The organism is Glutamicibacter nicotianae, from assembly GCF_006539525.1.
Lineage (GTDB): Bacteria > Actinomycetota > Actinomycetes > Actinomycetales > Micrococcaceae > Glutamicibacter > Glutamicibacter nicotianae.
In genome coordinates this window covers 60,657-82,575 of record NZ_BJNE01000003.1, presented here as the reverse complement: position 1 = coordinate 82,575, position 21,919 = coordinate 60,657, and the positions used below count along the sequence as shown (strand labels likewise).

The window sequence follows — 21,919 nt, the reverse complement described above, 5'->3', positions numbered from 1 at the left end:
ATCTTCCAACACAAATACTCCAGAAGAGAACACTCCCCCTGCCCCCGCTAGCTCCAGGGCCACGGGCCGTCCGGAAGGGTGCGCGACATCCGGCTGGGTGCGCGACATCCGGTGGGTGAACTCTCCACCACGTGCGGCAACCGGAATTCAGTGGCATGAAGGCAAGCTATTGCGGGCGCAGAATCCCCCTAGGTTCACCGACCTCCATTTCCGCCTTGATTAGGGACATTGTGATGTCAGCAACAAATCCCCGGCAGATTTTGCAAACCTCGAAAACCTGTGTAAAGTATTTACCTGTTGCCCCCTTAGCTCAGTGGTAGAGCGCGTTCTTGGTAAGAACGAGGTCGCCGGATCGATTCCGGCAGGGGGCTCGAAATGAGAGAAGCAATCTGGTTCCAGATTGCTTCTCTTTTCGTTTATCTACCGCTCTCAGTGCCCCATCGCGCGGCCATCGCTTCAGCCTGCGCCCGCGCTGCTTCGCCAGTTATCTGCCACGCCCTTTTTCCCAGATTCCGGATTCGCGCCGCAAGAGACTGATCGCTTCCAGAAACTATCTCCTGACGCCGGGGCCAGTGCCCGCATCCTGACTTGATGTCACTGTTCTGACCACTGGATTTGCGTTTCCTCCTCCCAAGCGTGCTAAGTTGTTCGCGACCACACGGGTGCCCTGGCAAGGGCTGAGATCGGGCTATCGCCGTCCGCGACCGTTGAACCTGTCCGGGTAATGCCGGCGAAGGAAGTGAGTTTCCAAGTGGAACAATTTGAACAGCACCCTGCCCACACCCTTGCCTACCGCGAATCTGCGGGAATTTCTGTTCCCGTCACGCAGATCCATCTGGCAGACTCCCCCAATGGAAAGCCCAACGAGCCGCTGTCGGTGTATCGCACCAGCGGACCGGGAAGCGAACCGACCCAGGGCTTGCCACCCTTCCGCGAGCGATGGGTCCGGGAGCGCGGGGATGTGGAAACCTATGCCGGCCGCGAGCGCAATCTGCACGACGACGGGCGCTCAGCGGTCCGCCGCGGCACGGCCAGCGCGGAATGGGCTGGACGTTCGGCCCCTCCGCTGCGGGCCGTTGGAGGAGCCCGCGTGACGCAAATGCACTATGCGCGCGCCGGGGTCATCACCCCGGAAATGCGCTATGTGGCGCTGCGCGAGGAATGCGATGTCGAGCTGGTGCGCAGCGAGCTCGCCGCCGGACGAGCCATCATCCCGGCAAACATCAACCATCCGGAATCCGAACCGATGATCATCGGCAAGGCGTTCCTGGTCAAGATCAATGCGAATATCGGCAACTCGGCGGTGACCAGCTCCATCGCTGAAGAGGTCTCCAAGCTCCAGTGGGCCGCCAAATGGGGTGCCGACACGGTGATGGACCTGTCCACCGGAGAGGACATCCACACCACCCGCGAATGGATCATCCGCAACTCCCCCGTGCCCATCGGCACCGTGCCGATCTACCAGGCGCTGGAGAAAGTCAATGGCGAAGCCAACAAGCTGACCTGGGAGATTTTCCGCGACACCGTCATCGAGCAGTGCGAGCAGGGCGTGGATTACATGACCATCCATGCCGGTGTGCTGCTGCGCTACATCCCGCTGACCGCCAACCGGGTCACTGGCATGGTCTCGCGCGGCGGCTCCATCATGGCAGGATGGTGCCTGGCGCACCACCAGGAGAATTTCCTCTACACCCACTTCGATGAGCTGTGCGAGATCTTCGCTCAGTACGACGTGGCCTTCTCGCTGGGCGACGGGCTGCGCCCGGGCTCCATCGCGGATGCGAACGACGCAGCGCAATTCGCCGAGCTGGATACCCTGGCCGAGCTGACCAAGCGCGCCTGGCAGTACGATGTGCAGGTGATGGTCGAGGGCCCGGGGCATATCCCCTTCCATCTGGTGCGCGAGAATGTGGAGCGCCAGCAGGAATTGTGCGACGGGGCCCCGTTCTACACCCTGGGCCCGCTGGTTACCGATATCGCGCCGGGCTACGACCACATCACCAGCGCCATCGGCGCCACGGAGATTGCCCGCTACGGTACCGCGATGCTCTGCTATGTCACCCCCAAGGAGCATCTGGGGCTGCCCAACCGGGATGACGTGAAGACCGGGGTGATCACCTACAAGATCGCGGCGCACGCGGCAGATCTGGCCAAGGGGCATCCGGGTGCCACGGCACGGGATGATGCGCTGAGCAAGGCTCGCTTCGAATTCCGCTGGAATGACCAGTTCGCGTTGTCCCTCGATCCGGTCACCGCGCAGGAATTCCATGACGAGACGCTGCCGGCCGAGCCTGCGAAGACTGCCCACTTCTGTTCCATGTGCGGGCCGAAATTCTGCTCCATGCGCATTTCCCAGGATATCCGCGACGAATACGGCTCGGCCGAGGCGCAGGCGGCATTGGCCGGGATGGCGCAGAAAAGCAGGCAGTTCCTGGAAAGCGGGGGCACGGTCTATCTCGGGGACGAGATCCCCGTCGGGACCCCTGCCGAGTAATTAGCCCGGGCATGCGAAAACGCCCTTGGGGCAAGCTTTCGGCTTGCCCCAAGGGCGTTATCCAGTGCTATTCAGCTGTGCGCTGCAGGCTTAGTAGTCGCGACGTCCACCGCTGCGGTTCGAATCGCTGTAGCGGTCCTTGCCACCGCGTCCGCCGCCGAATCCGCCACGTCCGCCATTGCGTCCGCCACCGAATCCACCACGGCCGCCACGTCCACCACCGTAGCCGCCACGGCTGCCACGGAAACCAGCGCGGTCGCCATCGTCGTCACGGCGCGGGCTGCGGCCACTGTCGAGCTGGAGATCGATGGCTTCGCCGCCAATGCGGGTCTTGGACAGCGCACGCCACTGGTCCTTGCTCAGCTCTGCTGGCAGCTCCACCAGGGTGTGGTCCGAACGGATGTCGATGCCGCCGATTTCCGAAGAATCGAAGCCGCCCTCGTTGGCCAGCGCGCCAACGATCGAGCCTGGCTGCACGCGGTTGCGGCGGCCAACTGCCAGACGGTACATGGCGTTGCCCTCGGCAGCGGTCTTGCGGGCACGTGGACCGCGCTCACCGCGTTCGCCACGCTCCGGGCGATCCATGCGGGCCTTCTTCGCAGGCGACATGACCGGTTCGGTCATCAGCAGCGGGCGTCCGCCCTGGGCCATCAAAGCCAGTGCAGCCGCGATTTCCAGGTGGTCCAGGTCCTCGTGCTCGGCAGCGAACTTCTCCACGATCTCGCGGAAAGTAGTCAGGTCCTGGCCGCTGATGGTCTTGTCGATGCGGTCGGTGAACTTCTGGATGCGGCGGTCGTTGACCGAATCCAGCGACGGCAGCTGCATCTGGGTCACCGGCTGGCGGGTCGCCTTCTCGATGGCACGCAGCAGGTACTTCTCGCGCGGGGTCATGAACAGGATCGCGTCGCCCTTGCGGCCGGCACGGCCGGTGCGGCCGATGCGGTGCACGTAGGACTCGGTGTCATGCGGGATGTCGAAGTTGATCACGTGCGAAATGCGCTCGACGTCCAGGCCGCGGGCCGCCACGTCGGTAGCCACCAGGATGTCGATCTTGCCCGAGCGCAGGTTCTCCACGGTGCGCTCGCGCTGCTGCTGCGGGATGTCGCCGTTGATGGCGGCAGCGGTGAAGCCGCGGGCCTTGAGCTTGTCGGCCAGGTCTTCGGTAGCCATCTTGGTGCGCACGAAGGTGATCACGCCGTCGAATTCCTCGGATTCGAGGATGCGGGTCATGGCGTCCAGCTTGTGGGCGCCCATGACCTGCAGGAAGCGCTGGGTGATGTTGGTGCCGGTGGACTGCTTGGACTTCACGGCGACTTCCTGCGGGTTGCGCAGGTATTCAGAGGCGATGCGGCGGATGGTGCGCGGCATGGTGGCCGAGAACAGGGCAACCTGCTTCTCTTCCGGGGTCGCTTCCAGGATCTTGTCGACCTCTTCGGCGAAGCCCATGCGCAGCATTTCGTCGGCCTCGTCCAGCACCACGTACTGCAGGTTCGACAGGTCCAGGGAACCCTTGTTGATGTGGTCGATCACGCGGCCTGGGGTGCCCACGACGACCTGTGCGCCACGGCGCAGGCCGTTGAGCTGCGGGCCGTATGGGGAGCCGCCGTACACGGGCAGAACGGTGAAGTTCGGCAGGTACTTGGCGTAGGAGGTGAAGGCCTCGGCGACCTGGAGGGCCAGCTCGCGGGTTGGAGCCAGGACCAGGATCTGCGGGGTCTTGGCTAGGCCGTTGGTGTCAGCCAGTTCGGCCATGCGGGACAGGGCAGGCAGTGCGAAAGCAGCAGTCTTGCCGGTACCGGTCTGGGCCAGTCCGACCACGTCGCGGCCTTCGAGGAGCAGTGGAATGGTCGCTGCCTGGATTGGCGATGGCTTCTCGTAGCCAAGGTCGGCAAGCGATGCAAGCACGCGGGCATCCAGGCCAAGCTCGGAGAAGAGCACGGTTGGCTCTTCCGGGGTCTGGTTGTCGTTGGTGTTTACGGGCATGTCAGAAGACACGAAGAATTACCTCATTCGTTTGGGGATAGGCCTTGGCCGTCCCCAAAGAAACGACGTATAGGCTGCACAGTCAGATACAAGTCACGCTCATCAAGCGCTCCCCTATGACATAAAGACCCGCACACACTTTGCGGAAAATACAACACGAGAAGGCTCCAGCCTCAAAAATTGGGCTGGATGCGAGAGGGATACCCTGATGTTCGCGAACACTTAATGCTAGCTTGAACGGCACTGTGTTGTCAGTGCCGAAGCCGTGTGAGATCGGGCACCGCGCCAGAGCACGTAGGGTTAAGCACGTGAAGAAACCACTTTTTCCACGACGTCCCGATGAGCCCATCCCCGGCGGGTTGTTCGTCGCCCAGATGCTCTGGCTGTTGGCCGGAGTGCTTTTTCTCGGCTTCGGCGGCTTCCTGGCCTATGAGCAGAGCCGGGATTCCACACTGGATTTCGGCAGCATTGCGCTGATGGTCTTTTTCGCCGCAGCGGGCATCGCCTGCGGCGTGCTGGGATACCGGCTGTTCACCGGCGACCGGGCAGCGCGCGCCCAGCTGTCCTGGCTGGGGCTGATTGCCGCACTGCCGCTGCTGCTGCGGTTCGGACGCTATTCGCTGCTGGCCGCCATCATCATGTTCAGCGTGGTGCTGATGTGGTTGCCGGCAAGCAACAGGTACTTCAAGATCGTCGATCCCAAGCCGGCCAAGCGCCGCCGGTAGCCGGACCGGAACCCGGTTCAATGCACGAAGGACCTGGGTTCTGCTGCCCTTGGCGGGCAGCAGAACCCAGGTCCTTTGCGTTTACGGCTTACAGGTTGGTGAAGGCCTTCTCCAGGTCTTCGATCAAATCTGCAGGGTCTTCGATGCCGACCGACAGGCGCAGCAAGTTCACTGGAACTGCCAGCTCGGTGCCCTTCACCGAAGCGTGGGTCATCTCCGACGGATAGTTCATCAGCGACTCGATGCCGCCCAGGGATTCAGCCAGGGTGAACAGCTTGGTGCTCTCGGCAATCTTGCGGGCTGCCGATTCCCCGCCGTTGAACTGCACGGAGACCATGCCGCCGAAGCCGGACATCTGCTTCTTGGCAATCTCGTGGCCCGGGTGGTCTTCGAAGCCCGGGTAGAGCACGCGCTCGACCTCGCTGCGTTCACGCAGCCACTGGGCCACCTGCGCGGCGTTCTCCGAGTGGGTGCGCATGCGCACGCCCAGGGTCTTCAGGCCGCGGGTGGTCAAGAACGCATCCATGGGACCGGAAACGGCGCCCACGGCGAACTGGATGAAGCCGATCTTCTCGGCCAGCTCGGCGTCCTTGACGATCACGGCGCCGCCCACCACGTCGGAGTGGCCACCGATGTACTTGGTGGTCGAGTGGACCACGATGTCGGCCCCCAGGGTCAGCGGCTGCTGCAGGAACGGGCTGGCGAAGGTGTTGTCCACGACCAGCAGTGCGCCGGCAGCATGCGCAATCTCTGCGACCTTCGCGATGTCGGTGATCTTCATCATCGGGTTGGACGGGGTTTCCACCCACACCAGCTTCGCCTGGTTCTTCTCGATGGCAGCGGCCAGGGCAGCCTCGTCCCCCATGTCCACCGGGGTGTTGCCGATGCCCCATGCACCCAGGACGCGGTCAATCAGGCGGAAGGTTCCGCCGTAGGCGTCGTTGCCCAGCACAATGTGGTCGCCCGGGCGCAGAACGGCGCGGATCAGCGAATCCTCGGCGGCCAGGCCCGAGCTGAACGAGAATGCGTGGTTGCCGAATTCGGCGCCGGCCAGCTGCGCCTGCAGCGAGTCGCGGGTCGGGTTGGTGCCGCGGCCGTACTCGTAGCCGTTGCGCAGGCCGCCAATGCCGTCCTGCGCGTAGGTGGAGGAGAAGTGCAGCGGCGGAACTACCGCGCCGGTAACCGGTTCGAATTCCTGGCCCGCGTGGACAAAGCGGGTGTTTGCGCCCTGATGGTTTTCAGTCATCGATATCAATCCTTTGTGGTGAAGTCTCTAGCGGGTGGTGTAGGCCAGAAGGTCGGCTGCGGTGGCCGCGGCAATCACTTCGCCGCCCTTGGTCAGCAGCACGGCCGGGTGGCTCTTGAGCAAGTCTTGCGCATGCTCCGGGGTGTCTGCGGTGCCAATGAATGGCATTGCCAAGTCGCCCAGATCTGCCAGCGTGCTGGTTGGTTCTGCACCGGCCAACAGCGCGTCGGTGATGTCGCTGGCACCGATTACGCCGCGGATCTCGCCGATTCGCGCAGGCAGTGGTGCAGTGGCTACGACCAGCGCGTCATCGCCCTGCTCGCGCAGCGCCTTGGCCGCCTCGGCCAGGGTAGTGTCCAATGGCACTGTCGCGGTGCCTTGCTTGGCCAGCGCCTCGCCGATGAAGTCCAGCGCGGAGTATTCATCGGTGGTGAAACCCTGGTCCAGCATCCACTGGTCGTTGAAGATCTTGGCCAGGTAGCCGCGGCCGCCATCCGGTGCGATCACGACAACCACGTCGTCTTCGCCCAGATCCTTGGCGGCGCGCAACGCGGCGACGACAGCCATGCCCGAGGAACCACCCAGCAGCAGGCCCTCTTCCTTGGCCAGACGGCGGGTCATCTCAAATGCCTCGGCGTCGGTGACCGGCTCCACGGCATCCGGCACGGAGGGGTCGTAGTTTCCCGGCCACATGTCTTCGCCGACGCCTTCGACAAAGTAGGGGCGTCCGGTGCCGCCGGAGTAGACCGAGCCATCGGGGTCAGCGGCGATGATCTTCACCGGGCCGGAAGCGCGGTCAGCGGAGATCTGCTTGAGGTAGCGTCCGGTGCCGGTGATGGTGCCGCCGGTTCCTGCGCTGATGACTGCATGGGTCAGCTTGCCGTCGGTGTCATTCCAGATTTCCGGGCCGGTGGTCTCGAAGTGGCTGTCAGGCGCTCCCGGGTTGGAGAACTGGTCGGGCTTGTATGCGCCATCGATTTCGGTGACCAGGCGGTCGGATACGCCGTAGTAGGACTCGGGCGAATCCGGAGCCACCGCGGTTGGGGTAACTACTACCTTGGCACCGTAGGCGCGCAGCACGTCGCGCTTTTCCTCGCCCACCTTATCGGGGGTGACGAAAATGGTGTTGTAGCCCTTGAGCTGGCCTACCATCGCCAGGCCGACGCCGGTGTTGCCGCTGGTCGGTTCCACGATGGTTCCACCGGGCTTGAGCTGGCCGGATTCCTCGGCACGCTCGACCATTTTCAATGCGATGCGGTCCTTGATGGAACCGCCCGGATTCAGGTACTCGAGCTTCACCAGTACGGTGGCTTTGATCCCGTCGGTGACTCGGTTGAGCTTCACCAAAGGGGTATTGCCGATCAGGTCTAGAACTGTGGACGCATACTTCATGTCAAGAACTTTACCGGCGGATGTCATACATGTCGTTCCGAGGCGTAGCGAAACGTCACGCAGTGGACGCACGCTTTTCTCTGGTGATAGCGATGCTGGCCCAGGAATCCCGAGCACGAAGTTATAGGATGCGTTTCATGGAGAAGTCGTTGACCGCCAGCTACGATCCGCAGCGTCCGGTGGCCCTGCCCAAGACCTTGGGCATCTTGCGCCGCGGCCTGGGCGATCCGACGATCCGCCTGTCGCAGACCGAGGCGTGGCTGGCCTTTGCGACGCCGCTGGGGGATGCAACTTTGCATATCCATAAGCCCTCCCCGAGCTCGCCAGCCGCATTGCAGGCCTGGGGTCCTGGCGCCCAGTGGGCCATGGAATCGGCACCGAACTTGCTGGGTGCGAAAGATGACTGGACCGATTTCGACGCGGGAGTCAAAGAAGGCAAGTTCCCGGAGATCATCGCGCGTTCCCGCTTCGAGCATCCTGATTTCGTTCTGCCCAGCACCGGCAGGATCTTCGAGCACGTGACCGGGGCGATTCTGGAACAGCGGGTCACCGGGATCGAAGCGAATTACGCGTGGCGCTGGCTGATCCGCCACCTGGGCCACCGGGCACCTGGCCCGGCGCCCGAAGGCCTGATGATTTTCCCCGGTCCGCAGAAATTGGCAACGATGAAGCGGTGGGACTGGCAAGCAGCGCGTGTTGAAGGGCAACGGGCTACCACGATGGCGCGTGTGGTGCGGGTTGCCAGCAGCTTGCAGTGGTGGGCGGATAAGCCGATAAACCAGCCAAAGCCCAAGGCGATGGCACCGGGAACCCTGGAGGCGGCGTTGGCGTCGGTGTCAGGGGTCGGCCCATGGACCATTGCCGAGACGCTGCAGCGTTCCCATGGATCTGCTGATCACATTTCCGTCGGAGATTTCCATCTGGCAGATTTCGTTGGCCAGGTGCTGGCCGGTTCGAGAATCAGCGATGCGCAGATGCTTGACCTGCTGGCGCCCTATGCCCCGCATCGGCAACGCGTGGTCCGTTTGCTGCAGCTCTCGGGGCAGAGAAAACAAAGCTTCGGGCCCCGATACGCACCGCTGGATCACCGGCGGCGGTAAGGGAGCCCGAAGTTTCTGGGAATTCCTAGGAGTCTGCCTGCGCGGCTTCCTCTGCGATCTGCTTATGCACTTCGCTCATGTCAATGCCCTTGACGGCGGTAACAAGGTCTTCGAGCTGGGTCTGGTTCAGCGCACCAGCCTGCGAGAACACGAGGACATTCTCGCGGAACGCCATGATGGTCGGAATCGAGGTGACGTTCGCAGCGCGGGCCAAGCCTTGTTCCGCTTCGGTATCCACCTTGGCAAACACTACATCGGGGAACTTCTCGGAAGTCTGCTCGTACACCGGCGCAAAATTGCGGCATGGACCGCACCAGGCAGCCCAGAAGTCCACCAGGACGATGTCGTTCTCATCAATCAGCTGCGCGAATTCGTCTTCGCTCACATTTTTCGTTGCCATGGTTATACGGTAGCCGATCCTTATTTGAAATACGTAGAAAGGTGATCTTGGTTGAGCACGGGAATAAAACCAACCCGATGGCCGCGCAAGTTCCCCGGATGCAAAAAACTCCCGGATCCTGGGATCCGGGAGTTATTTTGTGGCAGATACTGGATTCGAACCAGTGAAGGCGTTGCCAGCTGATTTACAGTCAGCCCCCTTTGGCCACTCGGGTAATCTGCCGAGTATGTTCGCTTCAAGAACATTTGCTCTTGTCGGAACGAGAAATAACTCTACAGGAGTTTTCCGGAGTTGTGAAATCGAGAGGGGCATTTTTGCTGTAAGCCTGATCACACCCCGAATTTGAATGTTAAAACCGGTAGGCTATGAAGCGAATCAGACCCGTTTCAACTAGGAGTACTCACATGGCTAGTGATTCCACATTCGACGTCGTAAGCAAGGTTGATAGCCAGGAAGTCGCCAACGCGATGAACCAGGCCCAGAAGGAAATCGCCCAGCGGTACGACTTCAAGGGCGTTGGCGCTGAAATTGACTTCAGCGGCGAGAAGATCCTGATGAAGGCCAACTCGGAAGAGCGCGTCAACGCTGTACTGGATGTTTTCCAGTCCAAACTGGTCAAGCGCGGCATTTCGCTGAAGTCGTTGGATGCCGGTGACCCTTTCGCTTCGGGCAAGGAATACCGCATCGAAGCGAGCATCAAGGAGGGCATCGCCCAGGATGTCGCCAAAAAGATCAATAAGTTGATCCGCGATGAGGCACCTAAGGGCGTCAAGTCCACGATCCAGGGCGATGAGCTGCGCGTTTCGTCCAAGTCCCGCGATGATCTTCAGGCCACCATGGCTCTGCTGCGCGACTTCGAAGAAGCAGACCTGCAGTTCGTGAACTTCCGGTAGGGCTCATCTCAGCCTGCTAGACGTACTTCGCAAGAGCCGGGGGCTGTCACCCATCCGTGGTGGATGGGTGACAGCCCCCGGCTTTTGCTGGATTACCGAAAACTCTCGTCCGACTGCTCAACGTGTCCGTTTGCCATCGCCTTTGCGTTTTTGCGCCTTGGCCTCGTCACGGGCCTTCTTCTTGTAGTACCTGTCGCGGCTCCTCTCCCTGGCACCACGCTTGATCTCCTCCACATCGTCGGCAAAATGCTCCTTCGTCATCGCCGTGAATTCATCGATCGTGGCCTGCTCTTCCTCAGGAGTCGGCCCAGGAATCCAACTTTTCATCCAGAGCAGCTCTGCCAAATTGCAGATTGCCACTGCAGCCGTCACCACTGCACTGGCACTTATGGAACGGTGGAGAGCGTAAGAAGCAACAAAACTGATCACTATTGACGCCGTGAACGGCAGGAAAACGTAGGCAAACCCTCCTGGATTGGGCCTGCGATCGCGGAGCACGATGGGCCGCTCAATGACTGCGCCCGCAATCCCGGATAGGACAAACGCAAGAACTAGTGCGACCGCGATCCTGTCAAACGCCATGTCGACATCGATGAACAGCGTAATGATCCACGCGAGCAGGAGGGCAACCGCTCCCTTCACCACACCTGTCGTCAACCGGCCAGCAATCGCATCACCCAGCGAAGGAAAACGCATTTCGCCGTCGGTCATTTTTCTTTCTCCTCGTGGTCTGTTGATGAGAAGCATGCCGCGATCACGGTTCTGGGTTAACGCCTTTGAGGCTTCCCCAGGGCTTCAACTTCCCGCAGACGCGAGTCTCCGATCGCCCATGGAGCGCTGCTACAACAGGTCGATCCGCAGGAGCGGTCACCTGCTCCAGCGGATTCAGCCTAGTACCCGCGGCCGCCGGCCATTGCTTCAAGCCGCGCGATGCGATCTTCCATCGGAGGGTGGGTGGAGAACATGCGCTTCAGGCGCGAACCGAAAGGGTTCGCGATCATGAGGTGCGAGCTGTTGACCAGCTTCTGGTCATTCGACGCCAGCGGAGCGTGGGAGATCCCCGATTCCAATTTGCGTAGCGCGCTTGCCAGTGCCAGCGGATCGTTGGTCAGCTTGGCACCATCTTCATCGGCATCGTATTCGCGGGTACGACTCACGGCCATCTGGATGATGGACGCAGCCAGCGGTGCCAGCAGCGACAACGCAATCAATGCGATTGGGTTCACCCCGCGGTTGTCATTGCTGTTGCCGCCTCCGAAGAACATCAGGAACTGCGCCACCGAAGTGATCACGCCGGCAATTGCCGCGGCGACCGACGAGGTGAGGATGTCCCTGTTGTAGACGTGCATCAGTTCATGGCCCAGCACACCACGCAATTCTCGTTCGTTAAGCAGCTGCAAGATGCCTTCGGTGCAGCACACCGCCGAGTTCTGCGGGTTGCGGCCGGTAGCAAAGGCATTCGGCGAAGTGGTTGGGGAAACATACAGGCGCGGCATCGGCTGCTGCGCGTTCATCGAAAGCTCGCGCACGATGCGGTACATTTCCGGTTGTTCCGCTTCGCTGACCGGGTAGGCATGCATTGAGCGCAGGGCCAGTTTGTCGCTATTCCAATAGCTGTAGGCGGTACTTGCGAGGCCGATCAAGGCGAAGATCCATATGAACATCGAACGGCCGGTACCCGCGGAAATCAGCGAGCCGATGGCCAGCAGCAGGGCGAACATTCCACCCATCAAAAAGGCGGTTTTGAGTCCGTTGTTATGTCCATGCACGGCGATGCACTCCCTCAATGAAGCAAACCAAGTTGGTGTTCTCTAGTCTAGTCAACGACTGGAATTCCAAATATGTTCCGGTGAGAAGACCACATCGGCGCCCCGGGTGCAGGCACCCGCAAGGGCAGGGGAATATACCGGGAGGCTGGACGTTGTAGTTTTAAGATGCGGTGCCACAGCTTATTTCCGGCTAGCCCGTTCCTCCGACCTATTGCGATTCTGAAAGTGTGCGCCCTGCATGTCCTTAAGTACTGCCAAACCGATCCGCTCGGAACATAGTTATGGGCTGATCCAAGGCACCTCCGCATACCTGATTTGGGGCATGCTCCCGGCTTACTTCCTACTGCTGCCTGCCATCTCGGCCCTCGAATTCGTTGGCGTCCGGGTAATCTTCTCGCTGGTTTTCTGCCTGCTTCTACTAGCATTCACCCGCCAGTTCAAGCAGTTTTTGGCCATGTTCAGGGACGCCAAGGCCATGTGGCAGCTGGGACTGGCCAGTGTGCTGATCGCGGCCAACTGGACGCTCTACGCGCTAGCTGTCTTGACCGGGCATGTGCTGGAAGCATCGTTGGGCTACTTCATCAACCCAATCGTGGCCATCCTCCTGGGCGTCGTGGTCCTGAAGGAAAAATTGCGTCGCCTGCAGTGGATCGCAGTCGGCGTAGCCACTGTTGCCGTGATCGTCCTGACCGTCGGTCTGGGGCGGGTTCCATGGATTTCCCTCGGGCTGGCCTTCTCCTTTGGCTTCTATGGACTGGTGAAGAACAAGGTGGGCCAAAGCGGTACTGCTCTGGGGTCGTTGACCATTGAAACCGTCTGGCTGACCCCGCTGGCCTTCGGCTACCTGCTGTGGCTGGCTGTTGACGGTCAGTCGGCACTGTTCTCGGCTGACGTTCCGGGTCTCCTGCTCCTGGCAGGCAGCGGAATTATCACCGCTGTTCCACTATTGCTCTTCGGAGGTGCGGCACGCCGTTTGCCATTGAGCACGCTGGGCTCGCTGCAGTTCCTCGCCCCGCTTTTGCAGTTCATCTTGGGCTTATTGGTCTTCGGCGAGCACATGCCATTCGAACGCTGGGTTGGCTTCGCTCTGGTATGGGTTGCAGTCATCTTCGTGCTCGTGGACATGATGCGGATTCCACGCACTGGATCCATGCCCGAACCAAAGAGGCTGGGCTGAGCGCCAATTGGCATGAGCACTGATTAAGCGAAAGCCTCGAATCTCCGAAAAGGAGATTCGAGGCTTTCGCCGTGCTCGGCCTAGAACGCGGCTGCTTAGGCGACAGCCTTGCGGATGGCATCTTCCAGCACGTTAAAGGCATCTTCGAGCAGCTCGTCGCCAATGACCAGCGGCGGCAGCAGGCGCACCACGTTGCCGTAGGTGCCGCAGGTCAGGATCAGCACACCCTGGGCCAGGCATTCGTCGGCGATCGCCTTGGTCAGTGCGGCATCCGGCTCCTTGCCCCCGGCCTTGACGAATTCCATCGCGACCATGCCGCCACGGCCACGGATGTCGCCCAGTTCCTTGATGTCCTTCTGCAGCGCTCCGAAGCGGGTGAAGAACTTCTCTTCGATCTGCCGGGCGCGGCCCGCCAGGTCCTGCTCTTCCATGAACTTGATGGATTCCAGGGCTGCGGCCACTGCTACCGGGTTGCCGCCGTAGGTGCCGCCCAGTCCGCCGCCGTGCACCGAGTCCAGCAGTTCGGCGCGGCCGATGATGCCCGACAGCGGCATGCCACCGGCAATGCCCTTGGCCAGGGTGACGATATCAGGCTCGATGCCCTCGATATCCGACGCGAACCATGCGCCGGAGCGGGCAAAGCCTGCCTGTACTTCGTCGGCAATGAAGACGATGCCGTTTTCCTTGGCCCACTCGGCAATGCGCGGCAGGAAGCCTGTGGCTGGAACAATGAAGCCGCCCTCGCCCTGGATCGGTTCGATGATGATCGCCGCGATCTGGTCGCCACCGATCTGCTTCTCCATGGCCAGGATGGCGCGCTCGGCAGCTTCCTTGCCGGAGATGTTCGGGTTTTCCTCGCGGAACGGGTAGCTCATTGGCATGCGGTAGATCTCCGGTGCCAGCGGTCCGAAGCCGCGCTTGTATGGAGCTGCCTTGGCGGTCAGACCCATAGTGAGGTTGGTACGGCCATGGTAGGCGTGGTCGAAGGCGACCACTGCCTGGCGGCCGGTGGCAATGCGGGCGACCTTGATGGCGTTCTCTACCGCTTCGGCACCGGAGTTGAAGAAGACCGCACGCTTCTCGAAGTTGCCCGGGGTGATGGCAGCGAGCTTCTCGGCCAGCTCGATGTAGTTCTCGTACGGGGCGACCATGAAGCAGGTGTGCGTGAAGCGGGCTGCCTGCTCGGCGACGGCCTTGGCTACCGCTTGATTCGAAGCGCCAACGGTGGTCACCGCGATGCCGGATCCCAGGTCGATCAGCTGGTTGCCGTCGACATCGACAATGATGCCGCCATCCACCTCTGCGGCGTATACAGGCAGGCTGGAAGCCACGCCTGCGGCAACTGCCTTGGCTCGACGGGCGGTCAGCTCCTGCGACTTCGGGCCGGGGAACGGACCGTTGATCTTGCGCTTCTGATCAATGCGGTAGGTAACGTCCATGTGCTTGTCCTTCCAGAACTTGTTGGTGAGCTCGCTTGCCCAGTTTTCTCTATAACTAGAGAGTATTCTCCTGGCCACCAGCGGACTACGCTGAATGGCACAACGCACTTCGTGTCGCACAGTGCATTTGCACAAGAAAGAGGCCTCTGCGTTCCAAGCCGTAGCTTGAAGCGCAGAGGCCTCTAATCCTGATGCTGCGTGCAGGTTCTAGTTTCCTGCCGAGCCAGCTGGCTCAATCACATCGTCGTCCTGCTTTTCAGGATGACGACTCAGGTTGATCAGCGAGACGGCCAGGCCGCCCCAGATGGTGAGCATGGAGATAATCATGAAGACAATCGCGATGGCACTCATGGCTAGTACTCCTTTCCAGCGACTTCAGGAACTTCCTCGGCCTCGACATTCGCACGATGCTGGTCGAACTCGGGGTCATCGATCTTCGAGTTCTTGCTCCATGGAATCAGCGAGAGCACGATCGCGCCAACGATCAGCGCACCGGCCATGCCCCAGCCGAAGATGCCGTTGAACCAGACAGGGTAACCGCTGTAGGACTCGGCCATCTTGCTTTGCAATTCGTTGATCAGCATGTAGCCCAAGGCTGCTGGTCCGATGCCGCCAACGAGGACCTTCCAACCGGTTCCCAGCTTGATGGAACTATGGCGGTTCAGGTGCTTGGCCAGCTTCGGCAGCATGCCCAGGCCGGCACCGAAGACGATCACGAGTACCAAGGCGCAGGCCAGGATGCCGAACTGGTTGACGAAGGCATCCATGGTGTCCAGCAGGTACAGGCCAGTGGTGGTCGGGAACAGCACCAGCGAAATCACTGCAACCGGAATGCCCACGACCAGGGTCGCTGGGACGCGCTTCCAGCCCAGCTTGTCCTGGAATGCCGCCACGATCACCTCAAGAATGGAGATCAGCGAGGTCAGGCCTGCGAAGACCAGCGAGCCGAAGAACAGCACACCGATCAGCGAGCCCAGCGGCGCTTCGGACACGATGGTCGGGAAGGCAATGAAAGCCAAGCCGATGCCGGAGGTGGCAACCTCGTCCACGGAGCTGCCGGCGTTGTAGGCCATGAAGCCCAGAGCGGCGAAGACGCCGATGCCTGCCAGCAGTTCGAAGCTGGAGTTGGCGAAGGCGACAACGTAGCCCGAACCGGTCAGATCGCTCTTGCGCTTCATGTAGGACGAGTAGGTCACCATGATGCCGAAGGCCACGGACAGCGAGAAGAAGATGTGTCCGAAGGCTGCAGCCCACACCGCCGGGTTGGACAGTGCCGCGAAGTCCGGGGTGAAGAATGCACTCAGGCCGTCGATGGCGCCTGGCAGGAAGACCGACTGGACGACCAGGATCAAGAACATCACGATCAGCAGCGGCATGAAGACCGCGTTGGCTCGTGAAATGCCCTTGTTCACGCCGGCGACCATGATCACGATGGTGACCAGCCAAACGAAGAACATCGGGATGAAGATGTTGCCAACGAAGTCGAACCCGACATTGACGTTGTCCGAGACCTTGAGGAAGTCCCCCATGAAGAACCCGGCGGCGCCGTCTGCGTTCGTTTCCCATGTCTTGGTGATGGAGAACCAGCAGTACATGGCGGCCCAGGCAATGATGGCAGCGTAGTAGATGGCGATGATGAAGCAGATCAGTACCTGCCACCAACCCAGGACCTCAGCCTTGCGGTTAGCCCGGCGGTACGCCAGCGGGGCGGAGCCGCGGTAGCGGTGGCCGATCGAGTAGTCGAGGAACAGCAGCGGGATGCCGGCGCAGAGAATTGCGACCAGGTACGGGATCAAGAATGCGCCGCCGCCGTTTTCGTAGGCGACATAGGGGAAACGCCAGATGTTTCCCAGACCAACGGCCGAACCAATCGCTGAGAGGATGAACAACTTTCGGGAGCTGAAAGTCTCACGCTTCTCTGTTGCGAGTGGAGCGCCCTGCGATGAAGATGGAGTGCTCATGTGTCTAAGCTACTGCAAAACTTTCACATTGTGGTCATTTCTAGAGCTTTCGTGTCCACATTTTGAGCATTTTGCTAAATCGGGAACTTTTCGCTCTCCCACTAGAATGACTATATGGCAATTAGTTTACGCGGTCTTCTGGAACATGACGAGCTCGATCTTCGGCCGCTAACTGAACACAGTCACCGCGATGGCATGGTCATCACCTGGGGTGCGGTGACCGAACTACTCGACCCTTCGCAGTTCTTGACCGGACGAGAAATTGTCTTGACCACTGGCGTTCGCCAGAAGACCAAAGCCGCGCAACGGCAGTTCGTCCATATCCTTGCGGCCAATGATGCCGTAGCTTTGGGTTTTGGCACAGGACTGGAGCACGATTCGGTACCGCAGGCGACCGTTGACGCCGCCCGCGAAGTAGGACTTCCCGTCTTCGAGGTTCCCTATCAGATACCTTTCGCGGCGATCACCCGGCTGATTGCCGAAGCACTGAACTCCGATCATCTCAAGCGCGTTGAAAGCCTGCTGAAGTCCCACCAGAAGCTGGCCCAGACACTGCTCTCCTCGGATCTTGACAGCATGCTCGAGGAACTCGAACGCATGCTCGGCACCCAAGTGGCACTGACCCTGCACGGAGAAGTGATCAGCGGCGACTATGATCCGGCGCGTTCCTGGCATGAACGCCCGGTGGCCACCGGGCTGCGCGACAAGTGCACCTTGCATATTGCCGAGCCCTACGTCCACCAGCAAGTAGTCGACTACGCGCAGTCGCTGATCGGCCTGGAACTCGCGAACAAGTCCCGGCTGCGCGCTTCGCAGCGCCACGCCAACGGCCAAGTGCTCGAAGACCTCGCCGGCGGCGCCCTGGTCGGCGCCGATGCGGCTGGACGCCTGGGCGCTCTGGGCTTGAACACCCAGCGCGAGCACTCGGTCATCCTGGTCCAGGCTCCAAGCCAGATCGAGCGCTTGCAAACCCTGCCGCTGCCTTCCGATCTCTCCTCGCAGGTTTCGGCGATCATCGATGGCCGATTGGCAATCATCGTTGCGCACGGCAAGGTGCAGCTGTCCGTCAAGCACCTCGATGAGTATCTGCTCGCGGCCGGCATTCCGGCGCGCGTGGGCTACGGCGGACGCTACCCGAATACCACCGGCATCCGCTGGAGCTACTTCGAGGCCCTGGAGTCATTGCGCCACGGCGAACGGGTCAACGAGCCTACCAAGCTGTCACTCACCTCGCTCCTGCTCGCCGCCCACGATGTTCCCCTGCAGGATTTGGCCATCGAAGTGCTGGGGCCGCTGCAGGAGTTCGATGCCTCCCACGATTCCGACCTGTTGCTGACGTTGAGCGAGTATCTCAACCGCGATGGCTCGGTGGGCGCGGTGGCAGAGTCCATGGGCCTGCACCGCAACACTGTGCGCTACCGGATCCAGCAGATTTCAGACCTTTCCGGCTACGACCCGAATGTGACTAGCGACCGAGTCCAGCTCTGGATCGCGTTGAGCGCCCTTGAGCTGGGCTAATCTCGATAGGATAAAGACATGGCAGACATGTTTCTAGAGAAGTTCTGTTCCCTGGTTCCCAAGTACTTGGAAGACCAGTGGAACGAGGCCGATGGCCTGAGCGCCGAAGAATTGCGCGAAGGGCTGGCGCAGTCCGAGGTGCCGATTCCCTTCGTCCTTGAAGAGTTCTATCGTGCGCTGGGCAATAATGAAGATTTCATGGAGGCCTACCACTACTTCTTCGATCCGGAAGAACTGGAAATCGAAGACGGCTACCTCCTGTTCCTGGAAGACGAGGAAGAGAAGTTCGTCTGGGGCTTCAAGGCGTCCCAGCTCGATGTTCCCGATCCAATCGTCTACCGCCGCAACAATGCCAAGGGCAAATGGACCAGCGAGGAAGGCACCTTCAGCGAATTCACCCTGGACATGTTCGCCTGGGTCTTCGAAGAGCTGGCCGCCGAATTGGAGGACTAGTGCTCCACCGTTCCCATGAACCAGCCAATTACGCGTGCCCTTTCTGCGAGCTGGTCAACGACCTGCCCTTCAGCCAGGACAACTTGTGCGCGCCCACAGATCTGATCTATCAGACCGAACTTGTGGCAGCGATCATGGCTTGTGATGGGTTCGGGAACTACGGCGGTCATGTGATGATCATTCCTACCGCGCATCTGGAGGCGCTCTATGACCTCGATGAGGCCACTGGTGCCGCGGTCATGCGCGAGACCAAGCGCGTCGCCTTGGCGATGAAGCTGGCCTGGGATCCGGAAGGCACGAGTACCCGGCAGCATAATGAGCCGGCGGGCAATCAGCACGTGTGGCATTATCACCAGCATGTTTTCCCGCGCTACGCCGATGACGAGCTTTATCGGCAGCTGCGCCACCGGGTTTCAATCCAGGAGCGGGCGAGCAAAGCGGAACAGCTGCGCCAGGCGCTCTTCTCCCCCAATCATCCGCAGCCGCTGACCCGCGAGGATATCGTCAGATAAGCAGGAGCATGCACGTGGGCAGAAGCAGGCCCCGAGCACAAGGAAACCCCGGAAGGCTTTCGCAGTCTTCCGGGGTTTGCTTGTTCAATCCCGTCTAGGCTTCGCGGGTAACCACCGCATCGGCGAAGGAGATCAGCGCCTGCTTCACGGTACCTTCTGGCAGCGGAGCCAGGACGGCAATCGCATCATCGGCCCACTTGCGCGCGGCCTTCCAGGCCTCGTGGATTGCCGGATGGGCGGTCACGGCTTCTACAGCGGCCGCCAGGGCTTCATCGCTGGTCAGGTCCGCATCGACCAGTTCGACAGCCTGCTGTGCTTGGGTGTCGCCGTCCGCAGCCGCCTGGCGAAGCAGCAGAATCGGCAGGGTCGGCACGCCTTCGCGCAAATCAGTGCCCGGAGTCTTGCCCGAATCGGCTTCCTTGGACGCCAGGTCAATCACGTCATCGGCGACCTGGAAGGCAATGCCAACCTTCTCGCCGTACTCGCGCAACACCTCGATGTAGTCAGGGGCACCACCGAAACGCGCGCCGAAAGCACCGGAGGTCGAAAGCAGCGATGCGGTCTTGTCGCTGATCACCTGGATGTGGTGCTCGATGGCATCGTCGCCCTCGCGAGGGCCGATGGATTCATGCAGCTGTCCCAGGCACAGGCGTTCGAAGGTGCGTGATTGCCACATGACTGCTTCTGGGCCCAACTCGGAGCCGAACACCGAGGCACGGGCGAAGATCAGGTCGCCTGCGAGAATGGCAACGGAGTTTCCCCACACTTCGTGTGCGGTCGGTGCGCCGCGGCGCATGGGAGCGGAGTCCATAACGTCATCGTGGTACAGGGTGGCCAGGTGGGTAAGTTCTACGACAGCCGCCGCCTTGATGACCTCATCGTTGACGCCCTCGCCGAGCAGGGAGGTCAGCAGCACCAGCAGCGGGCGTACGCGCTTGCCCCCGGCCTCGACAAGGTGGCGGCTGGATGCGTCGATCAAGGGGTCAGAGTTGGCCAGTGCATCGCGCAGCAGCTTCTCCACCTTTGCCATGCCCATGGAAATAGCCGGACCGAAGTCCGGATCCTCGGCCAGCAAAGCGAAGCCCGAGGGAAGATTGATGGCCGCAGCTAATGCAGCGGTTTCAGGATTCAGCTCAATCGAGTCGGACACGTCATGTCCGGCTGCGGTCCAGTTGCTCTTCGAATCAGTCACTGTTCTACGGCTTACTTATCTTTCATCGGGTTGGCCATCGCGGTGTGCGAAGGCAATCTTGCCTGCAAGATGCACGCAAACATCTCTTCACTCTAGCCGATGCTTTCCACTGAATATTGCTGGCATGGCCGGAGCCGGGCCTACCGGTCTGGTACCAGCGACCTGAGAGGTCGATTTAGAGTTTACCGGGTTCCCCCTGCACTTCTCACCCGACTCGGCCGATCTCACAGGGGTGACCACGGACACCCGCAAGCCTTTTTCCCCGGCATTGCGCGGTAGGCTTAGCCTTATCATGTCTGCAGATTCGCCCGTTCTTAGCGCCAGCGCTCATCAGCCGTCGGCTCCTGTTCTCACCAGCATCACCTTCGAATACCTCGATGCCCCCGAAACACTGCTGGCCGACTCATTGCGTCACCGAAGCCTGGTATGGACCCGCAACGGCCACGGCTTGGTCGGCTTCGGCACTGCCGCCCGCCTGCACACGCACGGTGAAGAGCGCTTTGCGCGTGCACGCGCATGGTTCGCACAGGTCATCGAGCAGGCTCGGATCATCGACCCGATCTCCCGCCCGGGCAGCGGCCTGGTGTCTTTTGGCTCTTTCGCATTTTCCTTCACCAGCGTTTTCGAATCGCGCATGGTCATCCCCCAGGTGGTTATCGGCCGCGATGAGGAGAAGTCATGGATCACCGTTACCGGCAGCGCCGAGGAACTTAACGGACTGACCTACCAGCAGGCCCTGGCACGCGCCGAATCAGCGATGGCAGATGCATCCTTGCCGGCAGCCGAAACGGGCAGCATCGAGCTGACCAGCGGACAACTGACCGCCGGTTCCTACCTTGAAGCCGTGGACCATGCGCTGGGCCATTTCGAGGAACGCGGAATCTCCAAACTGGTGCTGGCCCGTGACGTGTTGGCGCATAGTTCCACCCCGATCAACTTGGCCCGCATCGTCGATGCGCTAACCGAGCAGTATGGCAATTGCTGGACCTATTCTGTTGACGGCTTGGTAGGCGCCACCCCGGAGATGCTGGTGCGCGTGACCGGCGGCTTGGCCGAGGCCCGCGTCTTGGCCGGAACCCTGGACCGCGCTGCCGCTGGTGCCGAGGATCCCGACTTCGCGCACCGCAACCTCTTTGAGGATCCGAAGCAGCGCAATGAGCACCAGCTGGCCATCGATTCGCTCACCGCGTCCTTGAATCCCATTTCGCACGGCATGAATGCCCCGGAGGAACCATTCATTCTCCAGCTTCCCAATGTGTGGCATTTGGCCAGCGACGTCCGTGCCCAGTTGCGCGCAGATGCCGCCGGCACCCTGCCTACCGCACTGGATGTTGCCGAGATCTTCCATCCGACCGCAGCCGTATGCGGCACCCCGACCAAGAAGGCCGGCGTGCTCTTGCGCGAACTGGAAGGAATGGACCGCGGCCCGTATGCAGGTCCGGTCGGCTGGGTTGACAGCCGTGGAGATGGCGAATTCGGCATCGCCTTGCGCGGCGGAATCCTGGAAGACGAAAAGCTGATGCGCCTGTACGCCGGCTGCGGCATTGTCCCCGGCTCGGTGCCGGAAGATGAATTAGCCGAGTCGTGGGCCAAGATGCGTCCCATGCGCCAAGCCTTGGGCGCCGAGTAGGCCCAGTCCGCACAAGGGAAGGCGGCCGGGTAGCA

At 61.1% G+C, this 21,919-nt stretch carries 19 protein-coding genes, 2 tRNA genes and 1 riboswitch; of the genes, 10 read left to right on the top strand and 11 right to left on the bottom strand.

Going from position 1 to position 21,919, the window contains the following annotated elements:
• Positions 1 to 299 precede the first annotated feature (299 nt).
• Positions 300 to 371: transfer RNA gene (locus ANI01nite_RS05100), tRNA-Thr, on the top strand.
• 277 nt (positions 372 to 648) lie between these two features.
• A riboswitch (TPP riboswitch) is annotated at positions 649 to 756 on the top strand.
• Positions 752 to 2,494, top strand: coding sequence for a phosphomethylpyrimidine synthase ThiC (thiC, locus tag ANI01nite_RS05095; RefSeq protein WP_038992337.1), 1,743 nt, complete (start codon positions 752 to 754; stop codon positions 2,492 to 2,494). (Overlaps the previous riboswitch by 5 nt.)
• 90 nt (positions 2,495 to 2,584) lie before the next feature.
• Here the strand turns inward: thiC and ANI01nite_RS05090 are convergent, their stop codons facing one another.
• Positions 2,585 to 4,477, bottom strand: a complete 1,893-nt coding sequence (locus ANI01nite_RS05090; protein ID WP_141356739.1) for a DEAD/DEAH box helicase — start codon at positions 4,475 to 4,477, stop codon at positions 2,585 to 2,587.
• Between the two features lie 308 nt (positions 4,478 to 4,785).
• On the opposite strand from ANI01nite_RS05090, the gene ANI01nite_RS05085 reads away from it, so the two are divergent.
• The gene (locus ANI01nite_RS05085; protein ID WP_141356535.1) at positions 4,786 to 5,202 is read left to right on the top strand and encodes a hypothetical protein; all 417 of its coding nucleotides are present in this window, start codon (positions 4,786 to 4,788) and stop codon (positions 5,200 to 5,202) included.
• Positions 5,203 to 5,290: 88 nt separating this feature from the next.
• Here the strand turns inward: ANI01nite_RS05085 and ANI01nite_RS05080 are convergent, their stop codons facing one another.
• The gene (locus tag ANI01nite_RS05080) at positions 5,291 to 6,448 is read right to left on the bottom strand and encodes a cystathionine gamma-synthase (RefSeq protein ID WP_141356533.1); all 1,158 of its coding nucleotides are present in this window, start codon (positions 6,446 to 6,448) and stop codon (positions 5,291 to 5,293) included.
• Positions 6,449 to 6,475: 27 nt separating this feature from the next.
• Positions 6,476 to 7,840: a pyridoxal-phosphate dependent enzyme gene (locus ANI01nite_RS05075; RefSeq protein WP_038992244.1), complete on the bottom strand. Its 1,365-nt coding sequence runs from the start codon at positions 7,838 to 7,840 to the stop codon at positions 6,476 to 6,478.
• 137 nt (positions 7,841 to 7,977) lie between these two features.
• On the opposite strand from ANI01nite_RS05075, the gene ANI01nite_RS05070 reads away from it, so the two are divergent.
• The gene (locus ANI01nite_RS05070; RefSeq protein ID WP_141356531.1) at positions 7,978 to 8,940 is read left to right on the top strand and encodes a DNA-3-methyladenine glycosylase family protein; all 963 of its coding nucleotides are present in this window, start codon (positions 7,978 to 7,980) and stop codon (positions 8,938 to 8,940) included.
• A gap of 25 nt (positions 8,941 to 8,965) precedes the next feature.
• Here ANI01nite_RS05070 and trxA read toward each other — a convergent pair whose 3' ends face one another.
• Entirely contained in the window at positions 8,966 to 9,340 is a 375-nt protein-coding gene (trxA, locus tag ANI01nite_RS05065; RefSeq protein ID WP_038992246.1) for a thioredoxin, read from the bottom strand.
• A gap of 140 nt (positions 9,341 to 9,480) precedes the next feature.
• Positions 9,481 to 9,562 (bottom strand) — tRNA-Tyr (locus ANI01nite_RS05060).
• Between the two features lie 182 nt (positions 9,563 to 9,744).
• Between ANI01nite_RS05060 and ANI01nite_RS05055 the strand changes: the two genes are divergently transcribed.
• Positions 9,745 to 10,233, top strand: a complete 489-nt coding sequence (locus ANI01nite_RS05055) for a YajQ family cyclic di-GMP-binding protein (protein ID WP_038992247.1) — start codon at positions 9,745 to 9,747, stop codon at positions 10,231 to 10,233.
• Between the two features lie 117 nt (positions 10,234 to 10,350).
• Here the strand turns inward: ANI01nite_RS05055 and ANI01nite_RS05050 are convergent, their stop codons facing one another.
• Together ANI01nite_RS05050 and htpX are read right to left on the bottom strand one after the other, a co-directional pair.
• Positions 10,351 to 10,944, bottom strand: a complete 594-nt coding sequence (locus ANI01nite_RS05050) for a magnesium transporter (protein ID WP_141356529.1) — start codon at positions 10,942 to 10,944, stop codon at positions 10,351 to 10,353.
• A 179-nt stretch (positions 10,945 to 11,123) separates the two neighbouring features.
• Positions 11,124 to 12,002: a zinc metalloprotease HtpX gene (gene htpX / locus ANI01nite_RS05045; protein WP_066140830.1), complete on the bottom strand. Its 879-nt coding sequence runs from the start codon at positions 12,000 to 12,002 to the stop codon at positions 11,124 to 11,126.
• A 238-nt stretch (positions 12,003 to 12,240) separates the two neighbouring features.
• Between htpX and rarD the strand changes: the two genes are divergently transcribed.
• Positions 12,241 to 13,179 carry an EamA family transporter RarD gene (gene rarD, locus ANI01nite_RS05040; protein WP_141356527.1) on the top strand — a complete coding sequence of 313 codons (939 nt, stop codon included), beginning with the start codon at positions 12,241 to 12,243 and terminating at the stop codon, positions 13,177 to 13,179.
• Positions 13,180 to 13,274: 95 nt separating this feature from the next.
• Here rarD and gabT read toward each other — a convergent pair whose 3' ends face one another.
• The 3 genes from gabT to ANI01nite_RS05025 all read right to left on the bottom strand — a co-directional run bounded on the left by gabT (position 13,275) and on the right by ANI01nite_RS05025 (position 16,579).
• Positions 13,275 to 14,618, bottom strand: a complete 1,344-nt coding sequence (gene gabT, locus ANI01nite_RS05035; protein ID WP_066140835.1) for a 4-aminobutyrate--2-oxoglutarate transaminase — start codon at positions 14,616 to 14,618, stop codon at positions 13,275 to 13,277.
• Between the two features lie 207 nt (positions 14,619 to 14,825).
• On the bottom strand, positions 14,826 to 14,969 hold the full coding sequence (locus tag ANI01nite_RS05030; RefSeq protein WP_073705872.1) for a methionine/alanine import family NSS transporter small subunit: 144 nt from the start codon (positions 14,967 to 14,969) through the stop codon (positions 14,826 to 14,828).
• Between the two features lie 2 nt (positions 14,970 to 14,971).
• On the bottom strand, positions 14,972 to 16,579 hold the full coding sequence (locus tag ANI01nite_RS05025; RefSeq protein WP_141356525.1) for a sodium-dependent transporter: 1,608 nt from the start codon (positions 16,577 to 16,579) through the stop codon (positions 14,972 to 14,974).
• A gap of 114 nt (positions 16,580 to 16,693) precedes the next feature.
• Between ANI01nite_RS05025 and ANI01nite_RS05020 the strand changes: the two genes are divergently transcribed.
• The 3 genes from ANI01nite_RS05020 to ANI01nite_RS05010 are packed head-to-tail and all read left to right on the top strand — an operon-like array spanning position 16,694 to position 19,062.
• Complete coding sequence (locus tag ANI01nite_RS05020) at positions 16,694 to 18,097, top strand: PucR family transcriptional regulator (protein ID WP_141356523.1); 1,404 nt, start codon at positions 16,694 to 16,696, stop codon at positions 18,095 to 18,097.
• Between the two features lie 18 nt (positions 18,098 to 18,115).
• Complete coding sequence (locus ANI01nite_RS05015) at positions 18,116 to 18,550, top strand: hypothetical protein (protein ID WP_038992256.1); 435 nt, start codon at positions 18,116 to 18,118, stop codon at positions 18,548 to 18,550.
• Positions 18,550 to 19,062, top strand: a complete 513-nt coding sequence (locus ANI01nite_RS05010; RefSeq protein ID WP_141356522.1) for an HIT family protein — start codon at positions 18,550 to 18,552, stop codon at positions 19,060 to 19,062. Before ANI01nite_RS05015 ends, ANI01nite_RS05010 begins: the two co-directional genes overlap by 1 nt.
• 94 nt (positions 19,063 to 19,156) lie before the next feature.
• Here ANI01nite_RS05010 and ANI01nite_RS05005 read toward each other — a convergent pair whose 3' ends face one another.
• Positions 19,157 to 20,254 carry a polyprenyl synthetase family protein gene (locus ANI01nite_RS05005; RefSeq protein ID WP_066140850.1) on the bottom strand — a complete coding sequence of 366 codons (1,098 nt, stop codon included), beginning with the start codon at positions 20,252 to 20,254 and terminating at the stop codon, positions 19,157 to 19,159.
• 292 nt (positions 20,255 to 20,546) lie between these two features.
• On the opposite strand from ANI01nite_RS05005, the gene ANI01nite_RS05000 reads away from it, so the two are divergent.
• A complete protein-coding gene (locus tag ANI01nite_RS05000; RefSeq protein ID WP_141356519.1) occupies positions 20,547 to 21,884 on the top strand; it encodes an isochorismate synthase in 1,338 nt (445 codons plus the stop codon).
• Positions 21,885 to 21,919 lie beyond the last annotated feature (35 nt).

Excerpts from the sequence above, each read along its gene's own strand:
- trxA (WP_038992246.1), bottom strand. The coding sequence starts at position 9,340 with ATGGCAACGAAAAATGTGAGCGAAGACGAATTCGCGCAGCTGATTGAT.
- ANI01nite_RS05025 (WP_141356525.1), bottom strand. The coding sequence starts at position 16,579 with ATGAGCACTCCATCTTCATCGCAGGGCGCTCCACTCGCAACAGAGAAG.
- ANI01nite_RS05055 (WP_038992247.1), top strand. The coding sequence starts at position 9,745 with ATGGCTAGTGATTCCACATTCGACGTCGTAAGCAAGGTTGATAGCCAG.
- ANI01nite_RS05070 (WP_141356531.1), top strand. The coding sequence starts at position 7,978 with ATGGAGAAGTCGTTGACCGCCAGCTACGATCCGCAGCGTCCGGTGGCC.
- ANI01nite_RS05015 (WP_038992256.1), top strand. The coding sequence starts at position 18,116 with ATGGCAGACATGTTTCTAGAGAAGTTCTGTTCCCTGGTTCCCAAGTAC.
- rarD (WP_141356527.1), top strand. The coding sequence starts at position 12,241 with ATGTCCTTAAGTACTGCCAAACCGATCCGCTCGGAACATAGTTATGGG.
- ANI01nite_RS05030 (WP_073705872.1), bottom strand. The coding sequence starts at position 14,969 with ATGAGTGCCATCGCGATTGTCTTCATGATTATCTCCATGCTCACCATC.
- ANI01nite_RS05020 (WP_141356523.1), top strand. The coding sequence starts at position 16,694 with ATGGCAATTAGTTTACGCGGTCTTCTGGAACATGACGAGCTCGATCTT.
- ANI01nite_RS05075 (WP_038992244.1), bottom strand. The coding sequence starts at position 7,840 with ATGAAGTATGCGTCCACAGTTCTAGACCTGATCGGCAATACCCCTTTG.
- ANI01nite_RS05080 (WP_141356533.1), bottom strand. The coding sequence starts at position 6,448 with ATGACTGAAAACCATCAGGGCGCAAACACCCGCTTTGTCCACGCGGGC.
- gabT (WP_066140835.1), bottom strand. The coding sequence starts at position 14,618 with ATGGACGTTACCTACCGCATTGATCAGAAGCGCAAGATCAACGGTCCG.
- ANI01nite_RS05000 (WP_141356519.1), top strand. The coding sequence starts at position 20,547 with ATGTCTGCAGATTCGCCCGTTCTTAGCGCCAGCGCTCATCAGCCGTCG.
- ANI01nite_RS05090 (WP_141356739.1), bottom strand. The coding sequence starts at position 4,477 with ATGCCCGTAAACACCAACGACAACCAGACCCCGGAAGAGCCAACCGTG.
- ANI01nite_RS05050 (WP_141356529.1), bottom strand. The coding sequence starts at position 10,944 with ATGACCGACGGCGAAATGCGTTTTCCTTCGCTGGGTGATGCGATTGCT.